Annotated in this window: 19 protein-coding genes; 14 read left to right on the top strand and 5 right to left on the bottom strand. The window is 68.9% G+C overall.

All coding sequences use genetic code 11. The annotated features are described in order from the left end of the window. Positions 1–87 precede the first annotated feature (87 nt). From AC1HC7_RS09750 to AC1HC7_RS09735, 4 genes are all read left to right on the top strand, one after another. Complete coding sequence (locus tag AC1HC7_RS09750) at positions 88–1,620, top strand: acyl-CoA carboxylase subunit beta (RefSeq protein WP_479497581.1); 1,533 nt, start codon at positions 88–90, stop codon at positions 1,618–1,620. Between the two features lie 10 nt (positions 1,621–1,630). Next, positions 1,631–1,969, top strand: coding sequence for a hypothetical protein (locus AC1HC7_RS09745; protein ID WP_479497580.1), 339 nt, complete (start codon positions 1,631–1,633; stop codon positions 1,967–1,969). A gap of 78 nt (positions 1,970–2,047) precedes the next feature. Beyond that, entirely contained in the window at positions 2,048–2,332 is a 285-nt protein-coding gene (locus AC1HC7_RS09740; RefSeq protein WP_479497579.1) for a hypothetical protein, read from the top strand. Between the two features lie 93 nt (positions 2,333–2,425). Further along, the gene (locus AC1HC7_RS09735) at positions 2,426–4,411 is read left to right on the top strand and encodes an acetyl-CoA carboxylase biotin carboxylase subunit (protein ID WP_479497578.1); all 1,986 of its coding nucleotides are present in this window, start codon (positions 2,426–2,428) and stop codon (positions 4,409–4,411) included. Between the two features lie 121 nt (positions 4,412–4,532). Here the strand turns inward: AC1HC7_RS09735 and AC1HC7_RS09730 are convergent, their stop codons facing one another. After that, the gene (locus tag AC1HC7_RS09730) at positions 4,533–4,982 is read right to left on the bottom strand and encodes a DUF4174 domain-containing protein (protein WP_479498974.1); all 450 of its coding nucleotides are present in this window, start codon (positions 4,980–4,982) and stop codon (positions 4,533–4,535) included. A gap of 122 nt (positions 4,983–5,104) precedes the next feature. Between AC1HC7_RS09730 and AC1HC7_RS09725 the strand changes: the two genes are divergently transcribed. The 5 genes from AC1HC7_RS09725 (at position 5,105) to AC1HC7_RS09705 (ending at position 13,063) form a co-directional block, all read left to right on the top strand. Next, entirely contained in the window at positions 5,105–6,067 is a 963-nt protein-coding gene (locus AC1HC7_RS09725) for a hypothetical protein (protein WP_479497576.1), read from the top strand. After that, a complete protein-coding gene (scpA, locus tag AC1HC7_RS09720; RefSeq protein WP_479497575.1) occupies positions 6,064–8,223 on the top strand; it encodes a methylmalonyl-CoA mutase in 2,160 nt (719 codons plus the stop codon). Before AC1HC7_RS09725 ends, scpA begins: the two co-directional genes overlap by 4 nt. After that, positions 8,224–8,754 carry an MAPEG family protein gene (locus tag AC1HC7_RS09715; RefSeq protein WP_479498973.1) on the top strand — a complete coding sequence of 177 codons (531 nt, stop codon included), beginning with the start codon at positions 8,224–8,226 and terminating at the stop codon, positions 8,752–8,754. 30 nt (positions 8,755–8,784) lie between these two features. Beyond that, positions 8,785–11,076 (top strand): NADP-dependent malic enzyme, encoded by a 2,292-nt coding sequence (locus AC1HC7_RS09710; protein WP_479497573.1) that lies wholly within the window; start codon positions 8,785–8,787, stop codon positions 11,074–11,076. Positions 11,077–11,170: 94 nt separating this feature from the next. Further along, positions 11,171–13,063 (top strand): propionyl-CoA synthetase, encoded by a 1,893-nt coding sequence (locus tag AC1HC7_RS09705; RefSeq protein WP_479497572.1) that lies wholly within the window; start codon positions 11,171–11,173, stop codon positions 13,061–13,063. Between the two features lie 48 nt (positions 13,064–13,111). Here AC1HC7_RS09705 and AC1HC7_RS09700 read toward each other — a convergent pair whose 3' ends face one another. From AC1HC7_RS09700 to AC1HC7_RS09685, 4 genes are read right to left on the bottom strand one after another with little or no spacing between them, the layout of a single operon-like run. Then, on the bottom strand, positions 13,112–13,888 hold the full coding sequence (locus AC1HC7_RS09700; RefSeq protein WP_479498972.1) for an SDR family NAD(P)-dependent oxidoreductase: 777 nt from the start codon (positions 13,886–13,888) through the stop codon (positions 13,112–13,114). Then, positions 13,885–14,934 carry a phosphotransferase gene (locus AC1HC7_RS09695; RefSeq protein ID WP_479497570.1) on the bottom strand — a complete coding sequence of 350 codons (1,050 nt, stop codon included), beginning with the start codon at positions 14,932–14,934 and terminating at the stop codon, positions 13,885–13,887. The genes AC1HC7_RS09700 and AC1HC7_RS09695 overlap by 4 nt, the downstream gene beginning before the upstream one ends. Continuing rightward, the gene (locus tag AC1HC7_RS09690; RefSeq protein WP_479497569.1) at positions 14,931–15,479 is read right to left on the bottom strand and encodes a MaoC family dehydratase; all 549 of its coding nucleotides are present in this window, start codon (positions 15,477–15,479) and stop codon (positions 14,931–14,933) included. Before AC1HC7_RS09690 ends, AC1HC7_RS09695 begins: the two co-directional genes overlap by 4 nt. Then, complete coding sequence (locus AC1HC7_RS09685) at positions 15,479–16,300, bottom strand: SDR family oxidoreductase (protein ID WP_479497568.1); 822 nt, start codon at positions 16,298–16,300, stop codon at positions 15,479–15,481. Before AC1HC7_RS09685 ends, AC1HC7_RS09690 begins: the two co-directional genes overlap by 1 nt. 110 nt (positions 16,301–16,410) lie before the next feature. Between AC1HC7_RS09685 and AC1HC7_RS09680 the strand changes: the two genes are divergently transcribed. The 5 genes from AC1HC7_RS09680 to AC1HC7_RS09660 form a co-directional block, all read left to right on the top strand. After that, positions 16,411–17,100, top strand: a complete 690-nt coding sequence (locus AC1HC7_RS09680; protein WP_479497567.1) for a TetR/AcrR family transcriptional regulator — start codon at positions 16,411–16,413, stop codon at positions 17,098–17,100. Continuing rightward, entirely contained in the window at positions 17,097–18,335 is a 1,239-nt protein-coding gene (locus AC1HC7_RS09675) for an acyl-CoA dehydrogenase family protein (protein WP_479497566.1), read from the top strand. Before AC1HC7_RS09680 ends, AC1HC7_RS09675 begins: the two co-directional genes overlap by 4 nt. Positions 18,336–18,456: 121 nt before the next feature. Beyond that, positions 18,457–19,488, top strand: a complete 1,032-nt coding sequence (locus AC1HC7_RS09670; RefSeq protein WP_479497565.1) for an alcohol dehydrogenase catalytic domain-containing protein — start codon at positions 18,457–18,459, stop codon at positions 19,486–19,488. Positions 19,489–19,737: 249 nt separating this feature from the next. Continuing rightward, positions 19,738–20,211: a CHAP domain-containing protein gene (locus AC1HC7_RS09665; RefSeq protein WP_479497564.1), complete on the top strand. Its 474-nt coding sequence runs from the start codon at positions 19,738–19,740 to the stop codon at positions 20,209–20,211. A gap of 364 nt (positions 20,212–20,575) precedes the next feature. Further along, on the top strand, positions 20,576–21,902 hold a 1,327-nt coding region (locus AC1HC7_RS09660), incomplete at its 3' end, for an NAD(P)H-dependent flavin oxidoreductase (protein WP_479498971.1).

Below are 21,902 nucleotides of genomic sequence, written 5' to 3'. Positions count from 1 at the left end.
GATCAAGCGTTTCGCCGCGTCGGGCGGCGCTGTATGGTGCGGCGCAAACCAGACATCCGCGCCAGGAAAACCAGCCGGGAGGCCGCCATGAAAGACATTCTCGCCGAGCTAGAGACCCGCCGCGACACCGCGCGGCTTGGCGGCGGCCAGCGGCGCATCGACGCCCAGCACGCCAAGGGCAAGCTGACCGCGCGCGAACGCATCGAACTGCTGCTCGATGAGGAGTCCTTCGAGGAATACGACATGTTCGTCGCCCATCGCTGCACCGATTTCGGCATGGAGGCGACGAAGATCCCCGGCGACGGCGTGGTCACCGGCTGGGGCACGGTGAACGGGCGCCAGGTCTATGTGTTCAGCCAGGATTTCACCGTGTTCGGCGGATCCCTGTCGGAAACCCATGCGCAGAAGATCTGCAAGATCATGGACATGGCCATGAAGAACGGCGCGCCGGTGATCGGGTTGAACGATTCCGGCGGCGCGCGGATTCAGGAAGGCGTGGCCTCGCTCGGCGGCTATGCGGACGTGTTCCAGCGCAACATCATGGCCTCGGGCGTGGTGCCCCAGATTTCGGTGATCATGGGACCCTGCGCGGGCGGCGCGGTGTATTCCCCGGCGATGACCGATTTCATCTTCATGGTGCGCGATTCCTCCTACATGTTCGTCACCGGGCCGGATGTGGTGAAAACCGTGACCAACGAGGTGGTGACGGCCGAGGAACTGGGCGGCGCGCGCACCCACACCACGAAATCCTCGGTCGCCGACGGCAGTTTCGAAGATGACGTGGAGGCGCTGAGCGAGATTCGCCGGCTGATCGATTTCCTGCCCGCCTCGAACCGGGAAAAACCGCCGGTGCGGCCGTTTTTCGATGATCCGGCGCGCCTCGAGCCCTCGCTCGACAGCCTGATCCCGGACAATCCCAACACCCCCTATGACATGAAGGAATTGATCCGCAAGACCGCCGACGAGGCCGATTTCTACGAGATCCAGGCGGATTTCGCCCGGAACATCCTCACCGGGTTCATCCGGCTGGAGGGCCAGACCGTGGGCGTGGTCGCCAACCAGCCGATGGTGCTGGCCGGGTGCCTCGACATCGATTCATCGCGCAAGGCGGCGCGGTTCGTGCGGTTCTGCGACTGCTTTTCGATCCCGATCCTGACCTTCGTCGACGTGCCCGGTTTCCTGCCCGGCGTCACGCAGGAATACGGCGGGGTGATCAAGCATGGCGCCAAGCTGCTGTTCGCCTATGGCGAGGCCACGGCGCCGAAAGTCACGGTGATCACCCGAAAAGCCTATGGCGGCGCCTATGACGTGATGGCCTCGAAGCATCTTCGCGGCGACATCAACTACGCCTGGCCCACGGCGGAGATCGCGGTGATGGGCGCCAGGGGCGCGACCGAAATCCTGTATCGTTCGGAACTGGGCGATCCGGACAGGATCGCCGCGCGCGCGGCGGATTACGAGGACCGGTTCGCCAACCCGTTCGTGGCCGCGGAAAAGGGCTTCATCGACGAGGTGATCATGCCGCATTCGACGCGGCGGCGGGTGGCGCGGGCGTTTGCTGCCTTGAGGAACAAGAAACTCGAAAACCCGTGGAAGAAACACGACAACATTCCGCTTTGAGGGGCGCGTCATGCTAAAACACCGAGGCTTTCCCAGCCGCGCGCCCGGCACCGATTTCCAGTTCACCATCCGCCGCGCGCAGGACAGGCCGACGCCGCTGAAGGCGCGGGAACGCTATGCCGATCGCCGCCCGGCGGATCGCAAGGCCGACGCGTTGTTTCTGGCGGCGCTGATCGCGCAGTTCGGCGAGGACCCTTTCGAGCGCGGCAATCTTGACGCCGGGCGGCTCAACTGGCTGCTGGGGCGCGAGGTGGCGGCGGTGGAGCCGTTCGATCCGGCCTCCTATGAACAATTGCTGCGGCTGGACATGGACGAGGTGCGCCGGAATTTCCCGAAGGTGGCGTCATGACGCGGCGCGGGCGGTTGGAACGCGGCGCGGGGGGCGCTATTTACCGGTCATGCCGCGATGGGGCGGCGGAGGCCGAAGATGGCGCGCGATCGAAAACCCGCCGGCGGACAGGGCAGGGACAAGGATCCCTACCGGCTGTTGCGCTATGTGCTGCGCCACGCGCTGACCGGGGTTATGGCGGGCTGGACGGTGCTGCTGGCGCTGCTGTGGCTCGACATCGGCGGGCTTGGGACGCGGGTGGAAGCCTCGCCCGACGGCTGGATCGTGGTGCTGATGCTGGCCGGAGCCTTTGGCGTCACCTTCTCCATGGTCGGCATCCTGTGGGGCGTGATGGTGATCCTGCCCGACGACCCGGACGCCTGACGCGCGCTGCCTCGCCGAGGCCCAGTTCCAAGAATCCGAAAACCGGCGCGCGGGCCCGTCCCGCCGTTCTTTCCGCATGTCCGGGAGCCTGAGATGTTCAAGAAAATCCTGATCGCCAATCGCGGCGAGATCGCCTGCCGGATCATCAAGACCGCCAGGAAGATGGGCGTCGCCACGGTCGCGGTGCATTCGGACGCGGATCGCGACGCGCTGCATGTGCGCATGGCCGACGAGGCGGTGCATATCGGCCCGCCGCCGGCCGCCGAATCCTACATCGTCATCGACAGGATCATGGACGCGATCCGCCAGACCGGCGCCGAGGCGGTGCATCCGGGCTACGGGTTCCTGTCCGAGCGCGCCGATTTCGCCCGGGCGCTCGAATCGGCGGGGATCGCCTTCATCGGCCCGCCGGCCAGCGCCATCGACGCCATGGGCGACAAGATCGCCTCGAAGAAGCTCGCCGCCGCGGCGGGGGTGTCGACGGTGCCCGGCCATATGGGGCTGATCGAGGATGCCGGGGAGGCGGTGAAGATCGCCCGGAAGATCGGCTATCCGGTGATGATCAAGGCCAGCGCCGGGGGCGGCGGCAAGGGCATGCGCATCGCCTGGAACGACGACGAGGCGCGCGAAGGGTTTCAGTTGTCGCGCAGCGAGGCGAAGTCGTCCTTTGGCGACGATCGCATCTTCATCGAAAAATTCATCACCCAGCCGCGGCATATCGAGATCCAGGTGCTTGGCGACACGCACGGGACGTGCCTGTGGCTCAATGAACGCGAATGCACCATCCAGCGGCGCAACCAGAAAGTCATCGAGGAGGCCCCGAGCCCGTTTCTCGACGCCGCGACCCGCAAGGCCATGGGCGAGCAGTCGGTGGCGCTGGCCAGGGCGGTCGACTACTGTTCGGCCGGGACGGTGGAGTTCATCGTCGACGGCGATCGCAATTTCTATTTCCTCGAAATGAACACGCGGCTGCAGGTCGAACACCCGGTGACCGAACTGATCACCGGCATCGATCTGGTGGAGCAGATGATCCGGGTGGCGGCGGGCGAGACGCTGGCGCTGACGCAAGGCGACATCGGCATCAACGGCTGGGCCGTCGAAAGCCGGCTCTACGCCGAGGACCCCTATCGCAATTTCCTGCCCTCGATCGGACGGCTGAGCCGCTATCGGCCGCCCGCGGAGATCGCGGAGGCGGAGCGCGCCGTGCGCAACGACACCGGGGTGTTCGAGGGCGGCGAGATTTCCATGTTCTACGACCCGATGATCGCCAAGCTGTGTTCCTGGGGGCCGGATCGCGACGCGGCGCTGGAGGTGATGCGCGAGGCGCTGGACGGGTTCGAGGTCGAGGGCATCGGCCATAACCTGCCCTTCTGCGCGGCGGTGATGGATCATCCCAAGTTCATCGCCGGGGACGTCACCACCGCCTTCATCGCCGAAGAGTTCCCCGACGGGTTCGCGGGCGTGGAGCTGTCGCGCGAGGTGTTGACGAGGCTTGCCGCCGTGGCGGCGCAGATGAAGATGCGGATCGAGGAGCGCGCGGCGCGGATTTCCGGCGCCATGCGCAACCATCGCCGCCGGGTGGATCCCCATTGGGTGGTGCTGCTGGGGCGCGATCGGTTCGACGTGGAGATCGGGGACGGCGAGACCCGAATCGGCGACGCGGCGTTCAGGGTCGAGACCGACTGGACCCCCGGCCAGACCCTGTGCCGCGCGACGGTCAACGGCAAGCCGATGACGCTGAAGGTGGATGCGGTCGCCGGCGGCGGGCGGCTGCGCTATCGCGGCGCCGATCTGAAGGTGCGGGTGATGCCGCCGCGCGCCGCCGAGCTGGCGGCGCTGATGCCGGAAAAATCACCCCCCGACACCTCCAGGCTGCTGCTGTGTCCGATGCCGGGGCTGATCGTGTCGCTGGCGGTCGCGGAAGGGCAGGAGGTGGCCGAGGGGCAGGCGCTGTGCACCGTCGAGGCCATGAAGATGGAGAACGTGCTGCGCGCCGAGCGCCAGGGCGTGATTTCGAAGATCAACGCCGCGGCGGGCGACAGCCTTGCGGTCGACGACGTGATCATGGAGTTCGCGTGAGATGACGCGCGCCCCGCATCCCGGGCGGCCGCGTCCGCCTGCCGGCGTCGCGGCCGCCCGGGATGCGGGGCGCGCGTCCGGGCTCCGCCCGGGCGCCGGCTGGCGCGGCGGGGCGCCGGGGTCAGCGGCGGCCCAGTTCCTGCTGACGCAGCGGGGTGCGGTCGATCATGCGCATCACGTCATAGGCGGTGACCACCACCGGGCGGCGCATCTTCACCGCGCCGTCCTTGTCCACCAGCAGCACGTTGAAGCCCTGGGGGCGGAATTTCCTGCGCAGCGCCGTGGTGTCGAATCGCGAGGGGCCGGGTTCGGAATCGACGATCACCACCACGTCGCGGGCGTCGAGCTCCTCGGGTTCGCGGTCGAGTTCCTTGAGCTGGCGCGCCAGGCGCGGGTCGCGCGGGGAATCGGCGAAGATCAGCACCAGGCGCTTTTCCCAGAGATATTCGGCGATCGGGTCCTTGTCCTGCGCCGCGAGCGGCGCGGCGCAGGCCAGGACGAGGGGCGCGGCCAGCAGGCAGAAGGCGCGGCGCGTGACGGATCCGGGCGGGGGCGTGTGGGTGATCTTCATGGGATGCAATCTAACGCCTGTCGCGCCGGGTGCGAGCGCAAACTGCCGCGATCGCGCCGGCGCGGCGCGGCGGCCATGATCGCGGCGGCGCGGACGGGGGCGGCGCGGACGGGGGCGGCGTCGTGAGGATCGTGCTGCATCTGGGGGCGCATCGCACCGGCACATCGGCCTTGCAGCGCGCCATGGCGCTGGGCGGCGCGGCGCTTGAGCGGCGCGGCGTCGCGGCGCCGCCGACGCCCGATCTGCGGCGCAGAATATGCGGGGCGCTGGACATGGCGGCGGGGGCGCGGTTTTTCGCCGGCGCGCGTCGGGCTTGGGCCGCGGCGCGCATTCGCGACATGGCGGCGCGCGCGGCGCGCGACGGGGCGACGCGCCTGGTGCTGTCGGACGAACAGATGCTGGGGCGGCTCGACGCCATGTTCGCGCCGTGCGGACTTTATCACGACGCCGAGGCGCGGCTGGAGCTGCTGGCTGAGGCGCTGGCCCCCTGGCCCACGCGCGCGGCGATCTGCCTGCGCGATCCCGGCGATTGGATCGCCTCCTGCTACGCCTATGCCGCAGAGCGCCGCGCGCAGCCGGATTTCGAGGATCTGCGCCCGCGGATGCTGGAGGTTCCGGCGCGGTTTTGCGCGGTGCTGGGCGCGGCGCGGGCGGCGTTTCCGCGCTCGGTGATCTGGCGGCACGACCTGGCGCTGGCGCGGCCGCGCCGGGTGCTGCGCGCGCTGGTGGGCGCCGCCGCCGATGATCTGGATCCCGTGCGGCGCGACCAGAACCGGGCGTTGTCCGGTCCTGCGATCGCTGAAATCATCCGCCTTCGCGCCGCGGGCCGCCGGGTGAGTCCCAAGACCCGCGCGGCGCTGGCGCAGCGCTGGCCCCTGGCCGCGCATGGTCCCTTCGCGCCCTGGAGCGCCGGCGAGCGCGCCGCGCTGGCCGCCGGGCTGGCCGATGAGCTGGCGCGGCTCGGCGCGGCGGGCATTCGCCGCGTCGACGCCGACGACCCCGCACCGAATGCGCGCCGCGCGCAAGACGCCGCGCGCAATCCGCAATTCCAGCGCGCCGACGCGCGGCAAGGAGGTCTCAGATGACAGAGTCCCGCACCCCCGACCTGAACGATTGGCGCCGCCTGGCCGAGAAGGAGCTGAAGGGCGGCGATCCCGACGATCTGGTCTGGAACACCCCCGAGGGCATCCCGGTGAAGCCGCTCTACACCGCGGCGGATCTGGAGGGCGCCGACACGCTGGGCGGGATGCCCGGGATCGCGCCCTATCTGCGCGGGCCGCGCGCGACGATGTATGCCGGGCGGCCCTGGACCATCCGCCAGTATGCGGGGTTTTCGACGGCCGAGGAGTCAAACGCCTTTTACCGGCGCAACCTCGCCGCCGGGCAGAAGGGGCTGTCGGTGGCGTTCGACCTGGCCACCCATCGCGGCTATGACAGCGACCATCCGCGCGTCGAGGGCGATGTGGGCAAGGCCGGGGTGGCCATCGACAGCGTCGAGGACATGAAGATCCTGTTCGACGGCATCCCGCTCGATCGTATGTCGGTGTCCATGACCATGAACGGCGCGGTGATCCCGATTCTGGCCAGTTTCATCGTCGCCGGGCAGGAGCAGGGCTGCGCGACCGCCGATCTGTCGGGGACCATCCAGAACGACGTGCTGAAGGAATTCATGGTCCGCAACACCTATATCTACCCGCCGGAGCCGTCGATGCGCATCGTCGCGGACATCATCGAATACACCGCCAGTGAAATGCCGCGGTTCAATTCGATCTCGATCTCCGGCTATCACATGCAGGAGGCGGGGGCGAACCTGGTGCAGGAACTGGCCTTCACGCTGGCCGACGGCAAGGAATACGTGAAGGCGGCGATCGCCAAGGGCATGGACGTGGACCGCTTCGCCGGGCGGTTGAGCTTTTTCTTCTGCATCGGCATGAATTTCTTCATGGAGGCCGCCAAGTTGCGCGCCGCGCGGCTGCTGTGGTCGCGGATCATGCAGGAATTCGACCCCCAGAAACCGCAAAGCCTGATGCTGCGCACCCATTGCCAGACCTCGGGCGTGTCGCTGCAGGAACAGGACCCCTACAACAACATCATCCGCACCGCCTACGAGGCGATGTCGGCGGCGCTGGGCGGCACCCAGTCGCTGCACACCAATGCGCTGGACGAGGCCATCGCCCTGCCGACGGATTTCTCGGCCCGGATAGCGCGCAACACGCAGCTGATCCTTCAGGAGGAAACCGGGATCTGCAACGTCATCGACCCGCTGGCGGGGTCGTATTACGTGGAAAGCCTGACCACGCAGCTCGCCGACGAGGCCTGGAAGCTGATCGAGGAGGTGGACGCGATGGGCGGCATGACCAAGGCCGTCGCCTCGGGCATGCCCAAGCTGAGGATCGAGGAAAGCGCCGCGCGCCGGCAGGCGGCGGTGGACCGGGGCGACGAGGTGATCGTCGGGGTCAACAAGTACACGCTCGACAGGCAGGACCCCATCGACATTCTCGACGTGGACAACGTGGCGGTGCGCGACAGCCAGATCGCGCGGCTGCAAAAGATCCGCGCGACCCGCGATCAGGGCGCCTGCGACGCGGCGCTGGCGGCGCTGGAGCGGGTGGCCAGGTCCGGCGAGGGCAATCTGCTGGAAGCGGCGGTGGAGGCGGCGCGGGCGCGGGCCACGGTGGGGGAGATTTCAGACGCCATGGAAAAGTCGTTCGGGCGCCATCGCGCCGAGGTGAAGACGCTGGCCGGGGTCTACGGCGCCGCCTATGAGGGCGACGCCGCCTTCGCCGCCATCCAGCGCGACGTTGAAAAATTCGCCGAGGAGGAGGGCCGCCGCCCGCGCATGCTGGTGGTGAAGATGGGGCAGGACGGCCATGACCGCGGGGCCAAGGTGATCGCCACCGCCTTTGCCGATATCGGCTTTGACGTGGATGTGGGGCCGCTGTTCCAGACCCCGGCCGAGGCGGCGCAGGACGCGGTGGACAACGACGTGCACGTGATCGGGGTGTCGAGCCAGGCGGCGGGGCACAAGACCCTGGCGCCCAAGCTGATCGCGGCGCTGAAGGACGCGGGCGCGGACGACGTGATCGTGATCTGCGGCGGGGTGATCCCGCAGCAGGATTATGATTTTCTGCATGACGCCGGGGTGAAGGCGATCTTCGGGCCCGGCACCAACATTCCGGACGCGGCGCGCAACATTCTCGGGTTGATCCGGGATTCGCGGCCGCGCGCGGCGGCGCAGTAGATGGCGGGCGGGCAGGGCGTGGCGGGGGGTGCGGGCGGCAAACGCGGGCGCATCGCGCTGGGCATGGCGGCGGGGGGGCTGTGGGCCGCGGCGCTGCTGATTGGCGGCGCGGCGCTGTGGCCGGTGGCGGGCGATCCGCTGGCGCTGCTCGCATGGTGGATGCTGGCCCCCGGGCTGACCCTGCTGGTCATGATCGGCAACATGGCGCGCACGCGGTTTTTCGATGACGCGATCATCGACGGCGAGGCGCCGGCGGCGGGCTCGGGCGCGGAAATCAACCTGCGCGTATTGACCAACACCGCGGAACAGGCGTTGTTGGCGGTGATGATCTGGTCGGCGCTGGCCATGCGGTTGCCCGAGGATCGGCTTGGCGCGATCCCGGCGCTGGCCTGCGGGTTCGTGATCGCCCGCGCGGCGTTCTGGATCGGCTATCACGTTTCGCCGACCGCGCGCGCCTTCGGCTTCGCGGCGAGCTTCTACCCGACGGTTCTGGCGGCGCTCTGGGCGCTGTGGCTGACATTCGCGCCGTAAAGGCGAAGACTCCAAGGCAAGGACATTCAGATGCCCGACGACAACGCAGACAAGAAACAGGACGCGGCGCGTCAGGCGGCGCTCGATTATCACGAATTCCCCACGCCCGGAAAACTGGAGATCCGCGCCACCAAGCCGCTCGCCAACCAGCGGGACCTGTCGCGGGCCTATTCGCCGGGGGTGGCCGAGGCCTGCCTGGAAATCCAGAAGGACCCCGCCACCGCGGCGCGCTACACCGCGCGGGGCAACATGGTCGGCGTGGTCACCAACGGCACCGCGGTGCTGGGGCTGGGCAATATCGGGGCCGAGGCCGCCAAGCCGGTGATGGAGGGCAAGGCGGTCCTGTTCAAGAAATTCGCCGATATCGACTGCTTTGACATCGAGGTGGACGAGACCGACCCGGAAAAGCTCGCCGACATCGTGATCGCGCTGGCGCCGACCTTCGGGGCCATCAACCTCGAGGACATCAAGGCCCCCGACTGCTTCATCGTCGAGGCCAGGTGCCGCGCCAACATGAACATTCCGGTGTTCCATGACGATCAGCACGGCACCGCCATCGTCGTCGGCGCGGCGGCGTGGAACGCGCTGCGCGTGGCCGGCAAGTCCATCGACGAGGCGAAGATCGTGTCCACCGGCGGCGGCGCGGCGGGGATCGCCTGCCTCAACCTGCTGGTGAGCCTCGGGGCCAGGCGCGAAAACATCTGGCTATGCGACATCCACGGGCTGGTGCATGAGGGTCGCGAGATCGACATGAACCCGCATAAGTCCGCCTTCGCCCAGCCCGGCGGGCCGAAACCGCTGGGCGATCTGCTGGAGGGCGCGGACATGTTCCTCGGCCTGTCCGCGGCGGGGGTGCTGAAGGCGGACATGGTGGCGCGGATGGCCGACAAGCCCATCGTCTTCGCGCTGGCCAATCCCAACCCGGAGATCAACCCCGAGGACGCCAAGGCGGTGCGCCCGGATGCGATCATCGCCACGGGCCGATCCGATTATCCCAATCAGGTCAACAACGTGCTGTGCTTTCCCTTCATCTTCCGCGGCGCGCTCGATGTGGGCGCCACGGTGATCAACGAGGACATGAAGCTGGCCTGCGTGAAGGCGATCGCCGATCTGGCCATGGCGGCGAGTTCGGCCGAGGCGGCGGCCGCCTATCGCGGCGAGCGCATGGTGTTCGGCCCCGAATACCTGATCCCCAAGCCTTTCGATCCGCGCCTGCGCGCGGCGGTGGCCGGCGCGGTGGCCGAGGCCGCCATGGCCGCGGGCGTCGCCACCCGCCCGGTGGCCGACATGAAGGCCTATCGCGCGGGGCTGGAGGGCTCGGTGTTCCGCTCGGCGCTGATCATGCGCCCGGTCTTCGACGCCGCGCGCATGTCCGAACGGCGCATCATCTTCGCCGAGGGCGAGGACGAACGGGTGCTGCGCGCCGCCCATGCGATGCTCGAGGAAACCGTGGACAAGCCGATCCTGATCGGCCGCCCCGAGGTGGTGGCGGGGCGGCTCGAACGTTTCGGCCTGCCGATCAGGCCGGGCGTCGATTTCGAGATCGTCAATCCCGAGAGCGATTCGCGCTATCGCGACTACTGGGGCGCCTATCACGACCTGATGGAGCGGCGCGGCGTGACCCCGGATCTGGCGCGCGCGATCATGCGCACCAACACCACCGCCATCGCCGCGGTGGCGGTGCATCGCGGCGACGCGGATTCGATGATCTGCGGCGCCTTCGGGCAGTATCTGTGGCATCTGAACTACGTGACCCAGGTGCTGGGGCGCGCCGGGCTGCGCCCGGCGGGGGCGCTGTCGCTGATGCTGCTGGAAAAGGATCTGGTGTTCATCGCCGACACCCAGGTGCATCCGGATCCGGCGCCCGAGGAGATCGCCCATATCGCCACCGCCGCCGCGCGCCACGCGCGCCGTTTCGGGCTGGAGCCGCGGGTGGCGCTGCTGAGCCATTCGCAATTCGGGTCGCTGGACACCGAATCCGGGCGCAAGATGCGCGCGGCCATGACCCTGCTGCAGCGTCAGGAGCCGGATTTCCAGTTCGAGGGCGAGATGCACGCCGACGCGGCGCTCGACCCGGAGATGCGCCAGCGGCTGTTCCCGCATTCGCGGCTGGAGGGCAAGGCCAACATCCTGATTCTGCCCAACACCGACGCCGCCTCGGGGATGCGCAACATCCTCAAGCTTATGGCCGGGGCGCTGGAGGTGGGGCCGATCCTGATGGGCATGGGCAACAAGGCGCATATCGTGACGCCCTCGATCACCGCGCGGGGGCTGCTCAACATCTCGGCGCTGGCGGGCACGCCGGTGCGCGCCTACGCCTGAGTCAATTTGGTGACTGGGGGGCGCCGTTGCGGCGCTCGGGGACAATTCGACAAGAATCCGGTCGGGGACGCGGCCGGGCAGGAGGAGACGCGCCATGGGATATCAAGAGGTCTACGACGCCTGGAAGGCGGACCCGGAAAAATTCTGGCTGCAGGCGGCCGAGACCATCGACTGGATCGAGGCCCCGACGCGGGCGCTCGACGACAGCGCCGCGCCGATCTATCGCTGGTTTCCCGACGCGGTGTGCAACACCTGCCACAACGCCGTCGACCGGCATGTGGAGGCGGGCCACGGCGCCCGTCCGGCGATCATCCATGACAGCCCGATCACCGGGTCCAAGCATGTGATCACCTATGGCGAGCTGAAGGACCGGGTGTCGAGCCTCGCCGGCGCGCTGAAGGCCAGGGGCGTGGAGAAGGGCGACCGGGTGGTGATCTACATGCCCATGGTCCCCGAGGCGCTGGAGGCGATGCTGGCCTGCGCGCGCATCGGCGCGGTGCATTCGGTGGTGTTCGGCGGCTTCGCGGCGGCGGAACTGGCGGTGCGCATCGACGACGCCAGGCCCAAGGCGATCATCGCCGCGTCCTGCGGGCTGGAGCCGGGGCGGGTGATCCACTACAAGCCGCTGCTCGACGGCGCCATCGAGCTCGCCGCCCACAAGCCGGATTTCTGCGTGATCTTTCAGCGCGAACAGGAAGTCGCGTCGATGATCGAGGGCCGCGATTTCGACTGGCACGGCTTCCAGGCCGGGGTCGCGCCGGCGGATTGCGTGCCGGTGAAGGGGACCGATCCGCTCTATATCCTTTACACCTCGGGCACCACGGGCCAGCCCAAGGGGGTGATCCGCGACAATGCCGGGCATATGGTGGCGCTGAGCTGGACCATGAAGAACATCTACGACGTGGCCCCGGGGGACGCGTTCTGGGCGGCCTCGGACGTGGGCTGGGTGGTGGGGCATTCCTATATCTGCTACGGCCCGCTGATCGAGGGCTGCACCACCATCGTCTACGAGGGCAAGCCGGTGGGCACCCCGGATCCCGGCGCTTTCTGGCGGGTGATCGCCGAGCACCGGGTGCGCAGCTTCTTCACCGCGCCGACCGCGATCCGGGCGGTGAAGCGCGAGGATCCGCGGGGCGAATACGCGGAAAAATACGATCTGAGCTGCCTCAACACCCTGTATCTGGCGGGCGAGCGCGCCGATCCGGACACCATCGAATGGGCCCAGGACCTGCTCGACATCCCGGTGATCGACCACTGGTGGCAGACCGAGACCGGCTATGCCATCGCCGCCAATCCCATGGGCATCGAGAAGCTGCCGGTGAAGCTGGGGTCGCCGACGGTGGCGATGCCGGGCTATGACGTGCAGATCCTCGACGAGGGCGGGCATCCGCTGGGGCCGGACCAGCTTGGGGCGATCGCCATCAAGCTGCCGCTGCCGCCGGGCACGCTGCCGGGGCTGTGGCATGCCGAGGCGCGGTTCCGATCGTCCTATCTCGACCATTTCCCGGGCTATTACGAGACCGGCGACGCGGGCATGATCGACGGCGACGGCTATCTTTACATCATGGCGCGCACCGATGACGTGATCAACGTCGCCGGGCATCGCCTGTCCACCGGCGCGATGGAGGAGGTCCTCGCCGCGCATCCGGATGTGGCCGAATGCGCGGTGATCGGGGTGGCCGACAAGCTGAAGGGGCAATTGCCGCTGGGCTTCCTGTGCCTCAACGCCGGCTGCAACCGGCCCCATGGAGAGATCGTCGCGGAGTGCGTGAAGCTGGTGCGCGACAAGATCGGCCCGGTGGCGGCGTTCAAGCTGGCCTGCGTGGTGGATCGTCTGCCAAAGACCCGCTCGGGCAAGATCCTGCGCGGCGCCATGGCCAGGATCGCCGACAGCGAGCCCTTCAAGGCCCCGGCGACCATCGACGATCCGGCGGTGCTGGACGAGATCGCGGCGGCGCTGCGCGATCTCGGTTACGCCTCCGACTAGGGGCGCCTTCGGGCCAATGGCGGATCCCGGTCCGCCATTGGCGGCGGTTCAGACCGCGGTGATGCCGCCGTCCACCGCGATCGCCTGCCCGGTCATGAAGCTGTTGGCCGGGTCGGCGGCGAACAGGATGGCGGTGATGATCTCGCGCGGCTCGGCGATGCGGCGCATGGGCACGCCGCGCACCAGCTGGCGTTCGGCCTCGGCCGGGTCGTCGTCTGCGAGCAGCCCCTGTTCGACCATCGCGGTGCGCGCGAAGGCCGGGCAGACGGCGTTCACCCGCACGCCGCGGCGCGCGTATTCCGCCGCGGCGCTGCGGGTCAGTCCGACCACGCCGTGCTTGGCCGCCGCATAGACGGAAATCGTCGGCGCCCCGGCCAGCCCCGCCACCGAGGCGATGTTGACGATGGCGCCGCCCCTGCCGCCCTGCGCCGCCTGCGCCGCCATCGCGACGAGCTGCGGCTTCATGGCGAAGAACACGCCCAGCAGATCCACCTCGATCACCCGGCGCGCCGCGTCATTGTCGATATCGGGCAGGCGGCCCATGGGGTGGGCGATGCCGGCGTTGTTGATCGCCACGTCGAGCCGGCCGAATTTTTCCCGCGCCAGCGCCACCAGCCTTTCATGCAGGTCGGGGTCGGCGACGTCGCCCGCCAGCGCCGCGACCGGCGTGTCAAAGTCGGCGCAAAACGACTCCAGCGGGGCCGAGGGATGATCGGACAGCACCAGCGAGGCGCCCTCGGCGGCGAAGGCGGCCGCGGCTTCGCGCCCGAACCCGCCGGCGGCCCCGGTGATCAGCACGCTTGCGCCCTCGAAACGTCGGGTCATTGGCTTTCCTTCAGCGTTGACATGGCGAGCGCGGCCAGCAGCGGCACGGAGCGCCCGTAGGTGCGCGCCTTTTCCGGGTTCGAGGCGTTGCCGTCCAGCGAGCGCCGATAGACCCCCTGCAGGATCGCCCCGAGCCGGAAGAAGCAGAACGCCAGGTAGAACGGCCAGTCCGGGATCCCCGGCACGCCGCGCCGCCGGCAGTAATCGGCGATATAGCTCTCTTCGGTGGGCAGCCCGGTTTCGGGACCGCGGGCCACGCCCTCCAGCCCGCGAAACCCGCCGGCATGGGGCAGGCGCCACTGCATGCATTGATAGGCGAGGTCGGCGAGCGGGTGGCCGATGGTGGACAATTCCCAGTCCAGCACCGCCAGCACGCGGGGCGCGCCGCCATCGTCGGGCGCGAACATGATGTTGTCGATGCGGTAATCGCCATGCACCAGCGACACCTGCCCGTCGTCTTCGGGCAGATGCGCCTCCAGCCAGGCGATGAGCGCGTCCATGTCGGCGTTGGGTTCGACTTCGGAGGCGCGATACTGCTTGGTCCAACGCCCGAGCTGGCGGGCGAAATAGCTGCCGGGGCGACCGAAATCGCCGAGCCCGACCGCATCCGGGTCCACGGAATGCAGCGCCGCCAGCGTCGCGTTCATGGCGTCGTAGATGGCGGCGCGGTCCTGCGGGGTCTGCTCGGGCAGGGCGGGATCCCAGAACACCCGGCCCGTCAGATGCTCCATCACGTAGAACATGCGCCCCGTGGGGTTGGACTCATCCGCCAGGTGCAGCATCTTCGGGACCGGCACGGCGGTGGCGGCCAGCGCCGACATCACCCGGAATTCGCGATCCACCTGATGCGCGGATTTCAGCAGCTTGCCCGGCGGCTTGGCGCGCAGCACATAGGCGCCGCCGTCGGCCTCGACGCGATAGGTGGGGTTGGACTGCCCGTTCTTGAATTTATGCAATGCGCGCAGGCCGTGAAAGCCCGGCACGTTCGCCTCCAGATAAGGGCCGAGCGTCGCGAGGTCGAATGCCGGATCGGGCGCGCCGGTCATGTCGCGCCCGCCAGCGTCGCGTGGGTCAGCCAGCGCGCGATCAGCGCCGGGCGGCCGCCCTGCGCGACCTCGGCGCCCTCGATCTCGACCACCACGTCATAGGCGATGATCAGCGCGCCGGGCTTGCGTTCGGCATCCGCCAGCGTCAGGCGCCCGCGCACCCGCGCGCCCACCGGCACCGGCGAGATGAAGCGCGCCTTGTCGATGCCGTAATTCAGCCCCAGCGTCGCGCCCTCGACCAGCGGCATCGCCTCGTAGCCCATGCTCGAGAGCAGCGACAGGGTCAGGAAGCCATGCGCGATCGTGCCGCGCAGCCCGACCTCGCGCCGCGTGCGTTCGGGGTTCACATGGACGAAATTGCAATCGTCGGTGGCCAGCGCGAAGCGGTCCACCATGGCCTGCGTCACCGGGCGCCAGCTTGTGACGCCCACCTGCTCGCCGATGCGCGACAGGAAATCCTCGACCGTCCAGAGCGGGACCGGGCGGTCCCGCGGGTCCATCTCCACGATCTCGCCCAGATCGGGGCGGCTGGCGTCGTCCTGCATCATTCCCTCCCGAACAGATCGCCGCCGGTCATCACCCCGAGCCCGCCGTCGAGCGGCAGGATGCAGCCGGTGACATAGGCCCCGGCCCTGGAGCACAGGAACAGCGAGGCCCCGGCCACGTCGCTGGGCATGCCGATGCGCCCCAGCGGCACGCCCTTGCCGACCTGCGCCGCCTTTTCGTCGGAGCCGGTGGCGAAGGCGGTCATCTTCGACTGGAAGGGGCCGGGCGCGAAGGCGTTGAAGGTCATGCGCTTATGCGCCAGCTCCTTGGCAAGGATCCGCGTCAGGTGATGCACCGCGGCCTTGGAGGCGGAATAGGAATAGGCCCCGTCGCCCAGCGGCCAATGGCCCATGACGGAGCCCAGATTGATCACCCGCGCCGGATCCTCGTCGGAGGCGGCGGCCTCCAGCAGCGGCAGCAGCGACTGGGTGAGCTGGAACAGCCCGGCGACATTCACGTCCATCACCTTGGCCCAGGCGCGATGCGGGAACGCGCCCAGGGGTTCGCCCCAGGTGGTCCCGGCGTTGTTGACCAGGATGTGCAGCCTGTCGGTGCGCGCGGCGACTTCGCCGGCCAGCGCCGCGACGCCTTCCTCGGTCCCCACGTCGCCGCCGAAGCCCTCGACCGTGCCGGGACCGTCGAGGCCGGCGTTGATTTCCTCTGCCACGCGGGCGCAATCCGCGCCCTTGCGCGAGGCGATCAGCACCCGCGCGCCGCCCCGCGCCAGCGCCTCGGCGATCATGCGGCCGATGCCGGTGGCGCCGCCGGTGACCAGCGCGGTCTTGCCGGTGACGCCGAAAAGATCGTCGAGATAGCTCATCGCACCCTCCCTGAAACCCGGTTTCCGTTATCGGGTCTGGACAACATACCGGGTAGTATGTAGCGTGATCGCGACAAACGCAACAGTCCTGATCCCTGATTTGAGGCGCCATGCCGAGGCCGACCGCAGCCATTGCCGATACGCAGCGCGACCGCGCGCGGCATGGGGCCGGAAGCCGCGCCGCGCCGCGCGAGGAGATCCTCGACGCGGCGGCGCATTGCTTCATGGAGAAGGGGTTTTCGGCCGCCTCGATCGACGACGTGGCCCGGCGCATGGGGGCGACCAAGGGGCGGGTCTATCACTATTACCGCTCCAAGCTGGATCTGTTCGTGGATGTGGTGCGCTATTCGCTGGACCTGATCCATGACGAGGTGACCGCGGCGCTCGAGGCCGGGCCCGACGATCCCCCGACAGGAAAAATGAAAAGAATGCTGCGCGCGCATCTGGTCTCGATCCTGCGCGACCAGCCTTATCACCGGGTGGCGCTGCAGGGCGTCGACATGCATCTGCGCGCCGCCACCACGCCGGAGCAGCGCGCCGCGCTCAACGGGCTGATCGCCCAGCGCGACCGCCACCAGCGGCTGTTCGAGCGGGCCATCGCGGCCGGCGTCGAGACCGGCGATTTCGCGCCCTGCGACGTGGCGCTTTTTGCGCGCACGCTGCTCGCCGCCGCCAATGGCGCGGTGTTCTGGTATCGCGCGCGCGACGGCGAAACCGACCGCGACCGCAACGATCTGATCGACAAAATCGCCGCCTATTGCCTTCACGGGCTGGCGGCCGGACAGGGAGAGACCGCATGAGCATGGCACTGGGGATGACCGACCGGCTGAAGCCGATCCGCGAAAAGGTGGCGCAGATCATGCGCGACGACGTGGCGCCGGCCTCGGAGGAGTTTCTGAGCCTCGTGGGCGCCGGCGGCGACCGCTGGCAGTACACGCCGCGCATGACCGAGCTGCTGGAGGGGCTGAAAAGCAAGGCCAGGGCCGAGGGGCTGTGGAATTTCTGGCTGACCGATTCGACCCGGGGCTACGGGCTGTCCACCGTCGAATACGCCTATCTGGCCGAGGAGATGGGCAAGGCGCATCTGGGGGCGGAGACCTTCAACTGCTCGGCGCCCGACACCGGCAACATGGAGGTGCTGGAACGCTACGGAACCGAGGCCCACAAGGAAGAATGGCTGAAGCCGCTGCTGAATGGCGAGATCCGCTCGGCCTATCTGATGACCGAGCCCGACGTGGCCTCGTCCGACGCCACCAACATGCGCATGTCCTGCGTGCGCGACGGCGACGAATACGTGCTCAACGGCGAGAAATGGTGGTCCTCGGGCGCCGGCGATCCGCGCTGCAAGATCTACATCGCCATGGTGCACACCCCCGACGAAAGCCGGCGGCGGCATCAGCAGCATTCGATGATCCTGGTGCCCGCCGACACGCCCGGCGTCATCAAGCTGCGCGCCATGGAGGTCTATGGCCATGACGACGCGCCCCATGGGCATCTGCATATCCGCTTCGAGGATGTGCGCGTGCCGGTGGAAAACCTGCTGCTGGGCGAGGGCCGGGGGTTTGAAATCTCCCAGGGGCGGCTTGGCCCGGGGCGCATCCACCACTGCATGCGCGCCGTGGGGCAGGCCGAGGCGGCGCTGGAGCTGATGATCCGCCGTTCGCTCAGCCGCGAGGCGTTCGGGCGGAAGCTCGCGCATCTGGGGCAGAATTACGACATCATCGCCGAGAGCCGCATGGAGATCGAGATGGCGCGGCTGCTGTGCCTGAAGGCGGCGTGGATGATGGATCAGGGCGATGCGCGCGCCGCGGCGCCGTATATCTCGCAGATCAAGGTGGTCGCCCCGCGCGTGGCGCTGAAGGTCACCGACGAGGCGGTGCAGATGTTCGGCGGCGCCGGGGTCAGCCAGGACACGCCGCTGGCGCGCAACTGGACCCATCTGCGCACCCTGCGCCACGCAGACGGGCCGGATGCGGTGCATCGCCGCCAGGTGGCCCGGGTGGAGCTGAAGAAATACACGCAGGAGAAGGTCTGAGCGGGCCTGAATTTCACTTGACGCGACCAGCGCCGCCACCTGCCTTCGGCAGGGGCGGCGTTCGGCGGCGCCTGAGAATTCATCGCAGAAACGCTTTGCAGGCGCTTGAAAAGGAAAGAAAATGACAATTCCTGCGACCATGCAGGCGCTGGTGCAGCGCCATGACGGCTATTCGGGCACGGCCACGGGGCCGAGTCTGGACTCGGTCGCGCCCTGGCTGGAGCTGAAGGAGATCCCGGTTCCGGCGCCCGCCGAGGGGCAGGTGCTGATCCGGGTGAAACTGGCCTCGGTGAACCCGTCCGACATCCATTTCATCAAGGGCGAATACGGTCAGCCGCGGGTGAAGGGACTGCCCGCCGGGTTCGAGGCCTGCGGCGAGGTGGTCGCGGGAGAGGGCGATCACGCGCGGGCGCTGGTCGGCCAGCGGGTGGCGTTCTACGCCAGCCATTCCGGGGCCTGGGCGGAATACGCGCTCACCGACGCCGCCGCCTGCATCCCGCTGCGCCCGGATCTGCGCGACGAGGACGCGGCCGGGCAGATCGTCAATCCGCTGACCGCCATGGCCATGTTCGACATCGTGCGCAAGGATGGCGCGGACAGCTTCGTTTTCACCGCGGCCGCCAGCCAGCTGGGAAAGCTGATCATCGGGCTGGGGCGCGATCACGGCGTGGCGCCCATCGTCACCGTGCGCCGCGACAGCCAGATCGCCATGTTGGAGGAGATGGGCGCGGCCCATGCGCTGAACGCGGTGGACGGCGATTTTCCGGCGCGCTTCGCCAAAATCGCGGCGGCGTTGAAGCCGCGGGTGATGCTCGACGCGGTGGGCGACCAGATCGCCGCCGACATGTTCTTCGCCATGCCGCGCGGCGCCCGCTGGATCAGCTACGGCAAGCTCAGTTCCGAACCGCCGGTGCTGCGCGAGATGGGGCAGTTCATCTTCATGCAAAAGCGCATCGAGGGGTTCTGGCTGACGCAATGGATGCGCGCCACGCCGCGCCCCGAGCAGATCAAGGCGATCCAGGAGGTGCAGGAACGGTTCGTCACCGGCAAGTGGCGCACCGACGTGACCGGCGTGTTGTCGCTGGCCGATGTGACGGATCGCCTGCCCGAGGAACTCGCCAAGCCCAATGGCAAGGTGCTGATCGCGCCCTGAGCGGCGCGATAGGCTTTGGCGTTCCAGCGCCGCCGCGCCGCTTCGCGGCGGGCGGCGATTTCGACTCCGGCGCATGTGGTCGCCCGATCCCGCGGCGCGCCCCGGATCGGGCGCGCATTTCTTCGTTCAGGCGATTTGGTGTATGCTGAAGGCGCCGCGCGCGGCGTTTTGCCGACCGCGCCGGGGCCGCTTGCCGCCCTGGCGCCTGCGCGGGCCGATTGACGCCATGCAATTGCGAGGGGAGGATCCATGACCATCAACGCTCAGGTGCTGCGTTTCTGCGAACGCAACATGGGCTCGCGCGTGGGGCGCGGCGAATGCTACGACCTTGCGGATCAGGCGCTGCGCGGCGCCGGGGCCAAATCCGCGCCCGATTACGGCGAGATCTCCGCCAACGCCGATTACGTCTGGGGCGAGAGCGTGGCGCTGGCCCAGGCCCGCCCCGGCGACATCGTGCAGTTCCGCAATTTCCGGGTGCGCGTGGAGAACGCCGACGGCTGGCGCGAGGAGACCCGCGGCGCCCCCAACCACACTGCGATCATCAAGGAGATCCACGCCAACGGCCGCGTGACCTTCTATGAGCAGAATGTCGGGACCGGCGCCGCGGCGCGGCGGGTGCAGGCCAACACGCTCAACCTCGTGGGCGGCCAGCATGACGGCGACACGGTGGTCGTGCATGGCGGATTCCACGTTTATCGCCCCGAACGCGCCGCCGCGCCGTGACGCGTGGCCGCTCGCGCGGCCCGGCGCCGCCTTGCGCCGGATCGGGGCCCGGGCCCGCGTCGCCGGGATCGGGATTGCGGCGGGGGCGTTGAATGGGGGCGCTGATCGGGGGCGTTGATCGGGGGCGCTGATTAGGGGCGTTGATCGGGGGCGCTGATCGGGGGCGTTGATCGGGGGCGCTGATCGAGGGCGGCTGAGCGCGCGGAATCGCCTTCGCGCCCTGTGTCCGGGAAGGCCGCGACCCGCGCGGACCCCATGGCATGACCGGGTTTCCCCGGCGCGGCGATCGTGACGCAACGTCCCGATTGCCCGGGCCGGCGCGCGGTCCTAGCTTGGGCGCGCAACAATCGAGGAGCCGCCGCCCATGTCCCTGCCACCGATCCTGCAGACCCTCCGCGTGCCGGTGGTCGGTTCGCCGCTGTTCATCATCTCCAACCCGGATCTGGTCATCGCCCAGTGCAAGGCGGGGATCGTCGGGTCGTTCCCGGCGCTGAACGCGCGCCCCGGGCCGGTGCTGCATGAGTGGCTGGAGCGGATCACCACCGAGCTTGCGGCGTGGGACGCGGCCAACCCGGACCGCCCCGCCGCGCCCTTCGCGGTGAACCAGATCGTGCATCGCTCCAACGACCGGCTGATGCATGACGTGGAGGCCTGCGTGAAATGGAAGGTTCCGATCGTCATCACCTCGCTGGGCGCGCGCGAGGAGGTGTTCGAGGCGGTGCATTCCTATGGCGGCGTCGCGCTGCATGACGTGATCAACGACAAGTTCGCCCGCAAGGCCGTCGCCAAGGGCGCCGACGGGCTGATCGCCGTGGCCTGGGGCGCCGGCGGGCATGCGGGCACGCTGTCGCCTTTCGCGCTGATCGCGGAAATCCGCGCATGGTTCGACGGGCCGCTGCTGCTGTCGGGGTCGATCGGCACCGGCGACGCGGTGCTGGCGGCGCAGGCCATGGGCGCGGATCTGGCCTATGTGGGCTCGCCCTTCATCGCCACCGAGGAGGCGGCGGCGAGCGACGCCTACAAGCAGGAGATCGTCGACAGCGCGGGCGAGGACATCGTCTACACCAACCTGTTCACCGGCATCCACGGCAATTACCTGCGCGGATCGATCGAGAGCGCCGGGCTCGACCCCGACGACCTGCCGCAAAGCGATCCGTCAAAGATGAATTTCGGCTCCGGCGGCGGCTCCAAGGCCAAGGCGTGGAAGGATATCTGGGGCTGCGGGCAGGGCATCGCCGCCGTGCATGAGGTGCTGCCCGCCGCCGGGCTGGTGGCGCGGCTGGCGCGCGAATACGCGGCGGCGCGCGACAGGGTTTGCCTTGGCGCGGCGGCGACGGGCAAGCGCCCCTTGGCGTTTCGTTCAGGTCGTCGCGGCTGCGGCTCAGCCGATCTGCACCGTCATGCAGCCCATGACGATGGCGTTGGGCGGGCCCAGCGGCTCGATCACCTTGTCGCCCTGCCGGCAGGCGGGCAGGCAGTTTATCTGCACGGTCTGGCTGGCCTGAAGCACCACGCCGGGGCCGTGGGGCACCGGGGTCGGCGCCGCCGGCATGGAGCATATATGCATGTCGGGCGGTCCCATGGGGCCGGCAGCCGCGGCGAAAGCCGCGCCGAGCGCCGACACCGCCGCGGTCTTGGCAGCCGCCTCGGCCGCCAGCGCCGCCGGGGCGCCGGGGGTGCCCGAGGCCGCG

This window comes from Oceanicella sp., from assembly GCF_056449545.1.
This window is presented reverse-complemented; position numbering and strand designations above follow the sequence as displayed.

Bases quoted from the DNA above. Each gene is read 5' to 3' on its own strand.
- AC1HC7_RS09750 (WP_479497581.1), top strand. From the start codon at position 88: ATGAAAGACATTCTCGCCGAGCTAGAGACCCGCCGCGACACCGCGCGG.
- AC1HC7_RS09745 (WP_479497580.1), top strand. From the start codon at position 1,631: ATGCTAAAACACCGAGGCTTTCCCAGCCGCGCGCCCGGCACCGATTTC.
- AC1HC7_RS09740 (WP_479497579.1), top strand. From the start codon at position 2,048: ATGGCGCGCGATCGAAAACCCGCCGGCGGACAGGGCAGGGACAAGGAT.
- AC1HC7_RS09735 (WP_479497578.1), top strand. From the start codon at position 2,426: ATGTTCAAGAAAATCCTGATCGCCAATCGCGGCGAGATCGCCTGCCGG.
- AC1HC7_RS09730 (WP_479498974.1), bottom strand. From the start codon at position 4,982: ATGAAGATCACCCACACGCCCCCGCCCGGATCCGTCACGCGCCGCGCC.
- scpA (WP_479497575.1), top strand. From the start codon at position 6,064: ATGACAGAGTCCCGCACCCCCGACCTGAACGATTGGCGCCGCCTGGCC.
- AC1HC7_RS09715 (WP_479498973.1), top strand. From the start codon at position 8,224: ATGGCGGGCGGGCAGGGCGTGGCGGGGGGTGCGGGCGGCAAACGCGGG.
- AC1HC7_RS09710 (WP_479497573.1), top strand. From the start codon at position 8,785: ATGCCCGACGACAACGCAGACAAGAAACAGGACGCGGCGCGTCAGGCG.
- AC1HC7_RS09705 (WP_479497572.1), top strand. From the start codon at position 11,171: ATGGGATATCAAGAGGTCTACGACGCCTGGAAGGCGGACCCGGAAAAA.
- AC1HC7_RS09700 (WP_479498972.1), bottom strand. From the start codon at position 13,888: ATGACCCGACGTTTCGAGGGCGCAAGCGTGCTGATCACCGGGGCCGCC.
- AC1HC7_RS09695 (WP_479497570.1), bottom strand. From the start codon at position 14,934: ATGACCGGCGCGCCCGATCCGGCATTCGACCTCGCGACGCTCGGCCCT.
- AC1HC7_RS09690 (WP_479497569.1), bottom strand. From the start codon at position 15,479: ATGCAGGACGACGCCAGCCGCCCCGATCTGGGCGAGATCGTGGAGATG.
- AC1HC7_RS09685 (WP_479497568.1), bottom strand. From the start codon at position 16,300: ATGAGCTATCTCGACGATCTTTTCGGCGTCACCGGCAAGACCGCGCTG.
- AC1HC7_RS09680 (WP_479497567.1), top strand. From the start codon at position 16,411: ATGCCGAGGCCGACCGCAGCCATTGCCGATACGCAGCGCGACCGCGCG.
- AC1HC7_RS09675 (WP_479497566.1), top strand. From the start codon at position 17,097: ATGAGCATGGCACTGGGGATGACCGACCGGCTGAAGCCGATCCGCGAA.
- AC1HC7_RS09670 (WP_479497565.1), top strand. From the start codon at position 18,457: ATGACAATTCCTGCGACCATGCAGGCGCTGGTGCAGCGCCATGACGGC.
- AC1HC7_RS09665 (WP_479497564.1), top strand. From the start codon at position 19,738: ATGACCATCAACGCTCAGGTGCTGCGTTTCTGCGAACGCAACATGGGC.